At 29.0% G+C, this 12,541-nt stretch carries 16 protein-coding genes and 1 pseudogene; 16 read left to right on the top strand and 1 reads right to left on the bottom strand.

Going from position 1 to position 12,541, the window contains the following annotated elements; genetic code table 11:
- Positions 1–679: 679 nt before the first annotated feature.
- From CC89_RS21385 to CC89_RS19375, 5 genes and pseudogenes are all read left to right on the top strand, one after another.
- Positions 680–793 (top strand): annotated as a pseudogene (locus tag CC89_RS21385) (transposase); the annotation flags it as partial.
- Between the two features lie 204 nt (positions 794–997).
- Positions 998–1,546 carry an enterochelin esterase domain-containing protein gene (locus CC89_RS20965; protein ID WP_035288653.1) on the top strand — a complete coding sequence of 183 codons (549 nt, stop codon included), beginning with the start codon at positions 998–1,000 and terminating at the stop codon, positions 1,544–1,546.
- A complete protein-coding gene (locus CC89_RS20960) occupies positions 1,465–2,115 on the top strand; it encodes an alpha/beta hydrolase (protein WP_353600899.1) in 651 nt (216 codons plus the stop codon). Before CC89_RS20965 ends, CC89_RS20960 begins: the two co-directional genes overlap by 82 nt.
- Positions 2,116–2,243: 128 nt before the next feature.
- The gene (locus CC89_RS02335) at positions 2,244–2,450 is read left to right on the top strand and encodes a hypothetical protein (protein WP_035287895.1); all 207 of its coding nucleotides are present in this window, start codon (positions 2,244–2,246) and stop codon (positions 2,448–2,450) included.
- 150 nt (positions 2,451–2,600) lie between these two features.
- Positions 2,601–3,440, top strand: coding sequence for a GNAT family N-acetyltransferase (locus tag CC89_RS19375; protein WP_051931346.1), 840 nt, complete (start codon positions 2,601–2,603; stop codon positions 3,438–3,440).
- A 228-nt stretch (positions 3,441–3,668) separates the two neighbouring features.
- Here the strand turns inward: CC89_RS19375 and CC89_RS02325 are convergent, their stop codons facing one another.
- The gene (locus CC89_RS02325) at positions 3,669–4,703 is read right to left on the bottom strand and encodes an MBL fold metallo-hydrolase (protein WP_051931345.1); all 1,035 of its coding nucleotides are present in this window, start codon (positions 4,701–4,703) and stop codon (positions 3,669–3,671) included.
- Between the two features lie 373 nt (positions 4,704–5,076).
- Here CC89_RS02325 and CC89_RS02320 point away from each other — a divergent pair, with 373 nt between their 5' ends.
- From CC89_RS02320 to CC89_RS21380, 11 genes are all read left to right on the top strand, one after another.
- Positions 5,077–6,384: an IS110 family RNA-guided transposase gene (locus tag CC89_RS02320; RefSeq protein ID WP_035287686.1), complete on the top strand. Its 1,308-nt coding sequence runs from the start codon at positions 5,077–5,079 to the stop codon at positions 6,382–6,384.
- Positions 6,385–6,838: 454 nt separating this feature from the next.
- Positions 6,839–7,063: a DUF6608 family protein gene (locus CC89_RS02315; protein ID WP_035287892.1), complete on the top strand. Its 225-nt coding sequence runs from the start codon at positions 6,839–6,841 to the stop codon at positions 7,061–7,063.
- A 56-nt stretch (positions 7,064–7,119) separates the two neighbouring features.
- The gene (locus CC89_RS02310) at positions 7,120–7,776 is read left to right on the top strand and encodes a hypothetical protein (RefSeq protein WP_035287889.1); all 657 of its coding nucleotides are present in this window, start codon (positions 7,120–7,122) and stop codon (positions 7,774–7,776) included.
- A gap of 309 nt (positions 7,777–8,085) precedes the next feature.
- A complete protein-coding gene (locus tag CC89_RS02305; protein ID WP_035287886.1) occupies positions 8,086–9,153 on the top strand; it encodes a radical SAM protein in 1,068 nt (355 codons plus the stop codon).
- A 99-nt stretch (positions 9,154–9,252) separates the two neighbouring features.
- Positions 9,253–9,378 carry a hypothetical protein gene (locus CC89_RS20955; RefSeq protein WP_286161264.1) on the top strand — a complete coding sequence of 42 codons (126 nt, stop codon included), beginning with the start codon at positions 9,253–9,255 and terminating at the stop codon, positions 9,376–9,378.
- Positions 9,379–9,453: 75 nt separating this feature from the next.
- A complete protein-coding gene (locus CC89_RS02300) occupies positions 9,454–9,681 on the top strand; it encodes a hypothetical protein (RefSeq protein WP_035288647.1) in 228 nt (75 codons plus the stop codon).
- A complete protein-coding gene (locus tag CC89_RS02295) occupies positions 9,659–9,931 on the top strand; it encodes a hypothetical protein (protein ID WP_035288644.1) in 273 nt (90 codons plus the stop codon). Before CC89_RS02300 ends, CC89_RS02295 begins: the two co-directional genes overlap by 23 nt.
- Positions 9,932–10,375: 444 nt before the next feature.
- The gene (locus CC89_RS02285) at positions 10,376–10,861 is read left to right on the top strand and encodes an ATP-binding cassette domain-containing protein (protein ID WP_035288641.1); all 486 of its coding nucleotides are present in this window, start codon (positions 10,376–10,378) and stop codon (positions 10,859–10,861) included.
- A 37-nt stretch (positions 10,862–10,898) separates the two neighbouring features.
- On the top strand, positions 10,899–11,117 hold the full coding sequence (locus tag CC89_RS02280; protein ID WP_286161286.1) for a P-loop NTPase family protein: 219 nt from the start codon (positions 10,899–10,901) through the stop codon (positions 11,115–11,117).
- A gap of 68 nt (positions 11,118–11,185) precedes the next feature.
- A complete protein-coding gene (locus CC89_RS02275) occupies positions 11,186–12,292 on the top strand; it encodes an ABC transporter transmembrane domain-containing protein (protein ID WP_035288635.1) in 1,107 nt (368 codons plus the stop codon).
- Complete coding sequence (locus CC89_RS21380) at positions 12,289–12,405, top strand: ATP-binding cassette domain-containing protein (protein WP_081896939.1); 117 nt, start codon at positions 12,289–12,291, stop codon at positions 12,403–12,405. Before CC89_RS02275 ends, CC89_RS21380 begins: the two co-directional genes overlap by 4 nt.
- Positions 12,406–12,541 lie beyond the last annotated feature (136 nt).

Here is a 12,541-nt window from a genome sequence, read left to right as displayed (position 1 = left end):
AAAAGCAAAAATTATTTTGTTAGATTAAGTATATTATGCTAAAATTAAGTATAAATCAACAATTGTTTTAAAGTAATCTGTTATTTTTTTATTGTGCCTTAAATAGCCTAAATGGGGTAACATCGCAAACAAACCCATGAATATATTGTTATAGATGTAGATATTTTGTGAAAGAAAGTATCTTTAATCGTTAAAAAATAAGCTTAAGATGTATCCATTGTCATCATAGAGAAATTCCAATTAAAATATCATTTTTACAAAAACATCAAAGAAAAATTGATAGGTTTAAGGAGTAAATTATTAAAGTTGCTTTGAAAACAAGTGTTAATGAAGTTGCAGAAGAATTAGAAAATTGATATCACAAAGTAAAGAATATATTTCACAATTATATAGATGAGTTAATTAAAAATTTAAAGAAACTTTATACAAAAAAAGTGTAGAGTATTTTGAAATTGATGAATTTGCTGTAAAGAAAGGACATAAATATGTGATAGCAATTATAAATTCATATTCAAAAAGCAATAAAATAATTTATATTCTTGATAATAGGAAAAAGAAGAGTTAATAGTTTACCTTAGAAATTGGCTAATAGATGCTTAAAAAATGGTGTGTAAAAGTAAAAGAATATGGGATTAAAGAATATTATAAGGTTATAAAAATCATTTAAAATTGGTTTGGAGAAATTTTAAATGATTTTGAGAATAGATTAATCAATGATTCAATAGAAGGTATAAATAATAAAACGAAATTTATAAAAAGAACTGGAGTAGGAGTGATTATCTACAGTGCCTAAGGTTAAAAAGTTTTTGGAAGGGGGTGTTGAAAAAGATTAAAGTTACTACAAATTTTTATATTCACTTTGCATAACATTTATTAAATAGGCAATAAAATTGAAAATGACAATAAATTTAAGGAGTGAAATTATGGAAAAATCATTATTAAGAGTAAAAAAATTATAGAATTAGAAGAAAAGATTCAACAAGGAAATAATCAAGCTGTGGAAAAATTTTGGTGTGAGATAGAGGAGAATGGTACCCCTTTAATAGAGAAAATTGATGGAGATCATGAAAATGTATTAGTTTCTTTTATTTATAAAGCTGATAAACAAATTGAAAATGTAGTATTAATACCACCAATAGGAGCAGGGAATTTTAGTGAGAATAAAATGGAAAGACTTTTAGACACAGATATATGGCATATAAATTATAAAATAAGAAATGATGTACGCTTTAGTTATTTTTTCTCTCCAAATGATTTTTTTGATGATGATTGGGAAAAAAGATATAAAAATTCAACACATGATATATTTAATAAAAATCTAATAGTTTTTACAGATGATGACGGGGAAGATGAGTTAATAAAATCTTATGCGCTAATGCCCAATGAAAAAGAACATTTCTTTGTTAAAGAGAGAACTGATGTTCCAAAAGGTAGTATACATGAACATAAATTTCATAGTGAAAAATTAGAAAAGATCGCAGAATTAGAATTTATACACCTTATAATTATGATGAAAGTAATAAACCATATAGATTTTTGGTTTTAACTGATGGAGATGAATACATTAATATGCTTTCAGCTACCAAAGTGTTGGACAACTTAATATCTGATAAAAAAATACCATATGTAGTTGTAATATTTATTGATTCTACTGAAACAAGAGAAGAAGAATTAATGTGTAATGATACATTTGCAGATATCATAGTTAAAGAATTAATTCCATGGGTTAGAGATAATTATAATATTTCTAATAAAGCTGATGAAGGTATAATAGGGGGACTTAGTTTAGGAGGATTGACAGCAGCATATTTAGGATTAAAGTATTCAGAAGTTTTTGGAAATGTAATTTCTCAATCTGGATCATATTGGTATAAACCAGAAAGCTATGAGGGTGCTGAAAGTGATTGTTGGCTTAGTACTCAATTTGATGCAATAGATAGATTACCTCTTAAGTTCTACCTAAATGTAGGTGTTCTAGAAGATAAAGAAGATATGATTGATACAAATATAAAATTAAGAGATGTGTTAATAAAAAAAGGATATCCTGTTGAATTTGAAGAGTTTAAAAGTGGACATGATTATTTATACTGGGAGAAACATTGGCTAATGGGTTAATTTCACTCATTGGGGTGAATAATTAATTAGAAACCAGAAAAAGTCTTTCGTTTCACTTCAGCCTTTTTCTGGAACGACCCCAGGGGTCGTGACATAAACTGGAAGTTTATGTTTGCTAAGCCCAAGTTGTGGCTTTTGAGTTCTGGAGTAAGGCAAGGAATGACAGGGAAAAGGCCTGGAAGGATTATGTTAACTTATGTAAAGCAGGTGGAGCTTTCACATTTAATGAAGTTATTAAGACTGGAAATATGAAAAATCCATTTGAGATTGGAAGCATTGAAGGAATTGTCAAGGAAATTAAGGAATGGATATTTGAAGCAGAGAAAAGATTATAAGAAGATTTTGAGGTACAGGTAGTGGTATGTGCTCTGTTACTGTTGTAATATTTAGCAACAAAAACTAGAAGTAAACTTCCAGTTTTTGAAAGGGATCTGGCTCATTACAGAATTAAAAGGGCATAAATAAATGTAAAAAGAGGGATAAAAGTGAGGTATATAGAGGACAAAAAATTTCAATATAAGGATATACTGATAAAATATTTAAGAGATTACAACAAAAAATATACTGGTGAAAGAGAATCATCAACTGAATATTTTTATGCTGTTGATGGTGAGAAACTGGTTGGAGTTGTATATACAAATTATTTTTGGGATTGGGTAAGTATTGGTAGTGCGTTTTATGAGAATATTGATGTTCTAAAAAAGTTGATTTCAGAAGTCAGTGATTATTATAAGAATAAAGCGGTAGGATTAAAATTATATACTGAAGTTGAATCTAGAGTTGAAGATTTTAAGTCTATAGGTTTTGATATAGGAGGAATTACAGAAAAAACACCAAGAACAACAAAATATTTCTATTTGAAGAATACTGATTTTAATATAAAAAGCAATGCGCAAACAGAAGTTATTGTAGCTACTGATAAAATTGATAAATATAACTCTATTTTATTAAATCAAATAGAGAGATTTAATATAGATAACAATATTCATCCAATTAAAGAAAGAAATATAATGTTTGTGGCATTAGATGATAATAAATTTGTTGGCGGAGTTCAGGGGATCATTACTGAAGATTCAATGTATATAAGCAGGCTTGTAGTTGATGAAGAGTATAGAGGCAATAAAATTGGTAAAAACCTTATGTACAAGATTGAGGAAAAAGCAAAGGAGTTAAATGTCTATAGCATTAATCTAGGTACAGTAGAGTTTCAAGCAGAAAAATTCTATGATAAATTAGGATACAAGATAGTTTTTATAAAAGAAAATGATCCAAGAGGTTATAAATCATATAGTATGGTAAAAAAAATATGTGACCAAAATAAATAAGTTGAGTTCTCTGAGGAATGGAGGAGTGGCTTTTTTAAATGGTGGAGAATATTTGGAGCGAATGCTGAAACTATTAGCCACGAAATGCAGGTGTTGGAAAGGACAATAATATCCTGGGATTAGAAGTCAGAAAATATGTAGTCGTTATTGCAAGACTACATATTTTCATGTGATTCTAAGGTGTAGCATGGTACATACTTTTTTATGTCTTATGCAAAATGTACTGCATTAATTTTCATATATACTTCCAGTTTCATTTACAAATGTCTGGTTTGGCATCTGTTCCTTGAACATTTTTGTAGCCTTAGGACCTGTACAATGAGAAAGCCCTATTTTTTCAACTCCAAGTTCCTTGAAACGATCAATAGTGGACTGAATCTTTTCATCTGATGCATCAAGAAGATGGAATCCACCTATAACAGCATAAACCTTTTTGCCAGTTCTCTGCTGAACTGTATTTACAATATTAAGTATTCCTGTATGAGAACAACCTGATAGAATTACAAGTCCCTTATCTGTTTCAATAGAAACTGCTACTTCTTCGTCAAAGTCATCTACTATGTACTTGTCTCCATCTTTCACCAACATATTTGGTGCTAGCTTGTCTCCTTTGTTAATAGTGAAATGCCCATGCACTGTTATGCCTTTTTCCATGTCTTGACTGTCACCATTAACATAGCTGATTTTCACACCTTTGTCTGTAACATCCTTTTCCTTAAAATTAATTCCTACTGGAAAATAACCTGGTTTTCCATCTGTAAAGTCAAACTTCTGACCAATTTTATCATAATAATATTTGTTATCTGATAATTCAAAGAAGGAATCCTTTAAATATAACTTTGTGTCCTTTGCATCGTATTTGTTTAGATAAGGCATAAGTCCACCACAATGGTCGTAATGAGCATGACTTAACACCATATCATCTACCTTGCTAATATTCACATTCATCTTTTCTGCATTTTTTATAAATTCTCCGGCTTTTCCAGTGTCAAAAATAACTTTTTTGTCACCATATTCAATTAAAACAGAAAAACCGAATTCATTCTGTAATGTTTGATGTTCCTCATTTTTATTTTCAGCAAGAGTTGTTATCTTAAGCTTTGGACTAGCATTGTCAGTGTTTGCTTTTTTTGCCACTGCACTATTGTTTTTAGTTTTGTCCTTAGTGCTATTATCTGTTTTATTACTATTGCCACAACCTGTAATACCTAATAAACTGATTAATAATGTTGTAGCTATTAACTTCTTAATTCTTTTGTTCATTTGTATACCTCCTTGTATAATAATGATGTAGTCATTAAGACTACTCATCTCAATTTAATTGTTTCTATAATAGATAACAGAAGAAGGATTTCTTCCTTCATCAGATGTTATCTTAGTTAATTATCATGCTTGACGGTTCCTATATAGACTCCAGACTTTTCATAAAGTATAATCTTCAAGGATAGGACAAATAATGTTTTCCTCCTTGGGAAGTCAGTATCTGCTGACTCATACCCGTGATTTAGTCAATTAGTCCATTCAATGAGGTTTTATGATTCGGCTGGTTGGGAGCCTCAGGCCATACCTGTATAACTCGCAAGGTTGTGTACTCATTAGATGGAAATGGATTCCTATCGGAAAGGAGCTTTTGCTCATGTCAAACATTTTATTTAAAAATTTATTTATCTCGGTCGGTATTGATGTTGGTGCAGATTTCAGTTGGATGTCTATCGCACTTCCTAACCAGACCTTTGTTGGAAAGCCTTTTAAAATACTACATTCAAACATTGATTCCCTTGAACTCGCTGTTTCTAAAATAAAAGAAGCAGAAGAGTTGTATTCTTTGGAAAGTCGCATTTTCCTAGAATCCACGGGAATTTATCATTACCCACTCTTCTGCTATCTTCGTGATACTGGATTTAATGTTAACCTAATTAATCCTATCATCACTAAGAATAGCACAAACATTAACATTAGAAAAGTGCATAATGACAGATTTGATTCAAAAAAAGCTGCCTTAATAGGCTTAAAGCCAGATTTAAAAGTATCTCTTATGCCATCAGATCTTGCTCTTGATTTAAGAAATCTTTCAAGAGAGTATTATGATTTGATGGACAACCGTTCTGCTTATGTGAACAAACTTCAAAGTGAACTTCGGATGGTATTTCCAGAATACCTTAAAATTTTTTCAAAAATAACTACTAATACATCATTAACCTTATTAGAAACATACACATCTCCAGATGCATTTTTAAATGCTTCCAAAGAAGAGATTATTGATTCTATAAGATCTACAGCTCGTTTTGGGCTTACATATGCTAATAATAAGTATAATGCCATTATAAAGGCTGCCAATGATGCAAAGACCTTCGGTTATTCTGTAAGTAGTAATTTTAAGCGTATTAGATTATACATAAGCTTTATTCGAAAGTATGATGAAGAGATTTCTTCTATACTCTCTGAAATGCATAAGCTTGTTGATGAAAATGAAAATACTGATTTTGTAAAGCAAATTCACTTGATTGAAACATTTAAAGGTGCAGGTTTTCTTTCTGCTGTAAGCCTCATGGGAGAAATCGGAGATTTCTCTGCGTTCAACTCACCAAAACAGCTTTTTGCTTATTTTGGTTTAGATCCAGCAGTAAAGCAATCTGGCAACTTTAATGGCACAAAAATCAGTATGTCAAAGCGAGGCTCTCGAATTGCCAGAAGAGTAATTCACACTATGGCATTAATCAGCATAAGCAAAAACAAAGATGGCTCCGCCAAAAATCAAGTACTTCGAGAATACTATCTTTTAAAGTGCCAAAGTAAGCCTAAAATGATTGCTCTTGGGGCAGTTATGCATAAAGTTTGTAACATATTATTTGCCATTCTTCGTGATGGGAAAGAATTTGAAATAATTACACCAGAAGAACACCAAAAGAATTATCTCAAAGCGAAATGCGGCTTCGCTGCGTAGTATAATTCCATAAATATAATTTCCGTTTTTTGTTAGTCTAACAAAAGTTTATTAAGGTTACCCTTTTTTAAGATAATAAAAATATTAATTATTTTTTTAATTCTTATTGACATTTCTTAGCTGGACTAAAAAGCATATAATACCGTTGTACAACATGTGTCATTATATATTTGTAAGAATTATTTGTCAAATTGCTTTTTGAAATAGTTGTTTTGATATCTATGGATATTATATATGCCTTTTTTGACAACATTCCATGGGTCGTTACATAAACTGGAAACTTATGTTTGCTATGTTTGAATTAAATTGATTATATTAGGGTTTTTAGTCAAGATAAATGTACCTCAGATATGTTTTTTGCTTATACAACTTAAATATTTCAAGTTGTAGGATAAACAGGAGATTGTTGTAATTAAGAAGAAGCGTGATATAATTTATATGAAAGGAGGATAAATTGAAGATTAATTATTATGAAGATAAAATGATAGAAGGAAATGGCACATTATATAGTGAAAAAGACCACGAAATCATGAACTATTTAGAACTATATGAAATAATTTTAGTAAAGAATGAGGAATTGACGAAAAAGATACTCCCTAATTCATATAGGAATATATTTTTATCATTTGCAATTTCATATATTATAGGTGTTGCTATTTATTATTTAAATGTGTTATGAGAAGTAAAAAATGCTAATCAAATATTAAGGAATATAAAGAAGAAAGGAAATTGAATATGGAAAAGAAAATTACTGGGTGGGATTATTTCTCATTAGGAATGCTTGCATTTGCTGGATTAGGGCTAGAAGCATTATATGCTTATTTATTAGAACCGATGATATATGGAGTCGCAATGCAGGAATGGAATACAAGTCAGACAATCCTTCATTGGATTATAACCTGCATTTCTTGGGGGATAGTAGGTTATCTGCTTATCCTTACATCTAAGAAGAAGTATCAGTTTAATCTTTTTGAAACAGCAGATAGGATGACAAAATGGCAATGGGTAGCTATTATATTTTGTGTTGTTCTAGCATTAGTGGCAAGCTATATAGATTGGAAAGGATTTAAGGTTATCAGAGAGTTTCAGCATAAAGGGTTATTATTATTTGTTTTTCAGTATATATATTATGTATTTGAAACAGTGTTATTTATGCTTATTATAATTTTTACTCAGAAGGCATTTGAAGTATGGTATAAAAGAAAAAACATCCCATATGGGGGAATAATCTGTGGAATTACATGGGGATTGGCGCATGCATTTACAAAAGGTAGTATATGGATTGGATTAGAAGGAATTGTCATGGGATTTTTCCTAGGAGTAACTTATTTATTAGTGAATAGAGACATAAAGAAAACATATATAGCATTGTTTATTATGTTTGTACTATAGTTGATTGATATAGGCACTTTTTAGCTGGTGGTAAACATAGTAAGGTATAATACTAAAATACAGATGAGATATTAAGGCTAAAATAAAAATCATTATTTCCAATGTTAATACAGAATACATTAAGCTTGTCTTAATATATTCTAGAACCTTATTTTGACAAAATATCAAAAAATAATTGTAATAAGTATATAACGGAGATTCAAAAAATATGTATAAATAACATAATTTTTTAATTGATAAATAGTAGGGAGAATTTTTCTTAATATGTATGGTATATACTAATAAACTATAATTTAAGGAGATAAAATGATGGAATTAAAGCATATGACCATGTTTTTGACAACCCAATGTAATCTAACATGTACATATTGTTTTTGTGGTAAGAAATATAATTCTTCTATGAAGTGGAATGTTGCAGTTGGGGCAGTGAACTTTTTTGAAAAAAATAGAGATTATAAGGATAATACTATAACTTTTTTTGGCGGGGAACCTTTAATTGAAAAAGAATTATTATTTAGAATTGCAGATTATGTAATGGAAAATTGTCCAGATATAAAAATGCACGTTACTACTAATGGTACATTATTATCAGAGGGTGTATATGATGAATTAAAAAAAAGAAATATAAATATTTTATTGAGTTTAGATGGATATGAAGAAAATCATGATTTTTATCGTAAATACACTAGTGGAAAAGGGTCTTGGAATACAATAATAAGAAATTTGAATTCTCTTCATATAGATGTTTTTCCACCTATTAGAATGACTGTAACTGTTAAAAATGTAGAGAAATTGAGTAGCAATGTAATAAATTTATACAATATGGGTTTTAAGTCAATAGCCTTTTATATAGCCTATGAAGATAAGTGGGATGAGAATAAAATTTATATATATGAGTCTGAATACAGGAAAATTGCATTATTTTATGAGCAATGTTTTGAAAATGGACAACCTATATATATAGATTCAATAGATAAAGTAATTGATAGTAATATAAATAATATTATAAATCAGTGTGCTATTGGAAATCAGTGTATAAGTGTTTTGCCGGATGGTACTTTTTATCCTTGTCATCGGATAGATTTTACAAAAAAACCTTTAAATATGGGGGATGTTTATAATGGAGTAAAAAAAGAAGCCTGTGAATTTTATAGAAATATATTAGATTTATCTGATCCAGAATGTGATGAGTGTGTGCTACATACAAGGTGTTTACAATGTCCTATTCAAAATAAAAATATTACAGGGGGGTATCACTTGGTACCAGAAATTTCATGCGAAGTTAATCGTATTCATATAGTATATGGTGATAAGATTGCAGGAGATTTATATCAATCAAACAATAATATGTTTTTAAAAAAGTTTTATAATAGTTAATTTGTTCTACATTAAATATGTGTATGTGTATCCAAAAGGAGTATTATAAATAAAAAAAATGTAGTAAATTAATATAAAAATAAGGAGGAGGTGATAGGTGTGAAAAAAATAGTTAAGAAATATGAAGTGTTATATCCAGTTAAAAATAATTTAAAAGGATTAGAGAAAGTTGAAAAAAGTGATCTTTGTCAATATATAGATACTTATGCTAGTCCAAGTCGTTAGTATTAAATAAGAATCCCAAAAAACTCCTTTTGAATACATACTATATATGTAATTATGCTAGGAAGGAGAACAATTATGATTACATCTACATGGGGAAAAACAGTAAAAAATTATACAAAGAAACATGTTTTTAAAGTTTTTATACTTATAATTTCTATTAGCTTGGTTTCTGTAATTTCTAGTGCTGTATATGCTGACATTATCAAAAAAATAGTAAGTGCGGTAATAAATACTGATTCATCAAAACTAAAAAAAGTATTAATATGGCTTATTGGTGTTTATGACCACTTCAATTATTTTTAAAATAATTATTGCAGAGCTTACATTCTTTTTTAGGAAGAATATTAAAATTATTTTAGAAGATAAAGGACTTTTTCATGTGTATAACACCCCAAATTTAGATAAGGTTAAACCAAATGAAGTTATGCCAATAATGCAAAATACCATAGGAAAAGTTACAGATAAATTAGTGGATACTTCGAAAATTTTATTAGTACTACAGCTTGTATTATTACTGCGGTTATTTATGCAGTTAGTATTAGTTGGCAGGTAGTCCTTTTTTGTTTTTGTGTTTGTGGTATTATGATATTTTTTTCAATAAATAATAATAAACAAATTCCCTTAAAAGCTAAAAGAGTAGGTGAATCTTTTAATAATCTTTTTTCTATTATGTGGGACCATTTATATAATGGGGAGGTGACTCCCTTTTTAAATAGTTCTAAGGTGTTTTCGAATTATGATAAGCTGTTTTTAAAAATAGCCAATTTCAAATCCAGGCTAGTAGAGCACAGAATGTAGCACGTATCTTTTCAAGATTTGGTACTGTCATGATAGTTATTGCAGTTTCTTTATATGGTGGATTTATGGCTATAAAACTATAAAATGCAAGTTTCAAATGTCTTAGCTCTTATAGTTGTAATACCAATTTTGTCAGATTCACTTTTTGAAGTTTCCAAGTATCATAATAGATTTTAAGGCAGTTTGTGGAGAAGGTAGTGTGATTGACAAATTATATGAATTGAATATACAAAATTTGAAAGGTGAAGAAAATTTTAAAACTATTATAAAAGACCTAAAGAGGATAACAGTTAAGGGGGTTAAATATAGATATTCAAAAGATACACCGTACATATGTAATATAGATTCTTTAAAGATAGAAAAAGGTGAAATGCTTTGTATAGTAGGGGAATCAGGGGTAGGCAAATCAACTCTTATTAATATTTTTTCATCAATAATCAATGACTATGAGGGTTCTATTTGTTGGGATGATTTAGACATTAAAAAAATTAATCGTAAGTGTATGTGGAGTTATATGGATATTTTACAACAGACTCCTTGCTGTCTTGCAACTACTATAAGAAATAATATTATTTTAAATGATAAAGAATACGATAAAGAACGTTTTGAAAAAGCAATTAGAGATTCCGGAAGTTATGAATACATAAAAAAAACTACCATCTGGCATAGAAACCATTATAAATAGTAAAAAATTATCTAGTGGAGAGATGCAAAAGATATGCATGGCAAGGGCATTTTATCAGAACAAACCTGTACTGATATTAGATGAGGCCACTTCCGCTATGGATCCAAACTCTGAAAATAATATATTAGAGGAATTAAAGAAGCGTACAAGGGAATTAGGACTAATTTTAATAGCGGTCACCCATAGTGTCAATTTTATAAAGAGTAGTGATAGAGTTCTTTTTTTACAAAAAAAATGCACCAGCACTTTTGGATAGACACGATGTGTTAATTAAAAACTCTAGTGAATATAAAGAAATGATCTGTGGGGAAAGGTAGTGATTTGATGTTTAAAGATTTAATATATGCTTCTAAAGAGACTTGGAGAATTTTAGAGGGAAAAAGAAAAATGTTTATGCTTATTTTACTTCCTATTTCCTTAATTACTATTTTAGCACCACTTATCATACCATTTATGTTAAAGCAAATATTTGATGCAGTGGGAACTGGAGATGGAAATACAATACTTATGTCAGTGGGAAAATCATCAGGGTTATTTTTGGTACTTCTTGTTCTTGTTTTTTTTATAAATATATATGGAGATGCATGGGCCACAAGATTATCATTTTATGTTACTAAGGATATGTATTCACAATTCTATAAATTACCAGTGTCAGAACTTATTTTAAAATATAAAAAAGAAGAGGTTTTTAACCGAATACAGTCAGGTTGTAGCTGCATAATTGCCTTATGGATTCAATTGGTGAGTTTTTTAAGCAATATAGTTTCTATTATTATTTTACTTATGATGGCTTATTTTATATCACCATATTTTTTTATAATAGCATTTATTTTGGCTTTATCTGAAATCATTAGAGCAATATATGCATGGAAGAGGAATAGGGAAATAAGTAAAAGTGTTCAGGAAGGGGAAGAAGAGAGATTAGAAAATCTACATTCACTTATATACCAATATAGATTTTTAAATATTACGGATTCTAAAGATTTTGCATACAAATTATATAATGAGGCTAGAGAGAAGAAGTTTAATAGAGAATATAAAGAGGTACACCTTAATGCATGGCTTAGTGCAATTATGGATGTATTATCAATATTTTACCATATACTACTTGGTAACGTGTTAATTTCCCTAAGAAGGGATGAGAGGGTATCTTTAGGTGGAATCACTTCATCTACATCCATATTTACATACTTGCGAAATAAAAGTTCAGATTTTGGAAATGTGTCTATGAAATTACCCAGTGTTATTGTGCCTATTAAAAGGATGATAGAATTTATTAATGATGCTAAACCTTATAGTAACTCTAATGTAACCGCTCATAATAATGATATAGCAGTTACGATGAAAAACGTAAGTTTTTCAATAAAAGATAAAAAGATTCTTAAAGATATAAATATAACTATAAATAGAGAGAGAAAAAAGTTGTTATAATTGGTGAAAACGGAAGTGGAAAATCTACGTTAATAAAGCTTTTAGGCGGATTATATGAGAGTGAAACAGGGAGTATAAAAGATACTTGGAAGAGATATTTTCTTATTATTTAGATAAAAATAAAAGAAGTGATTTTATATCATATATCCCTTCAGATTCACAGTTATATTCTAAAGAAACAGTATTTAAAAATATAGATATGGGATCATTTAAAGATAAAGGTGAAGAAATTTATGAAGTAGTAAAAAA

Source organism: Clostridium sp. KNHs214 (assembly GCF_000744935.1).
GTDB lineage: Bacteria > Bacillota > Clostridia > Clostridiales > Clostridiaceae > Haloimpatiens.
The sequence above is the reverse complement of the archived record's forward strand: the minus strand, read 5'-3'. Positions and strand labels throughout refer to the sequence as shown.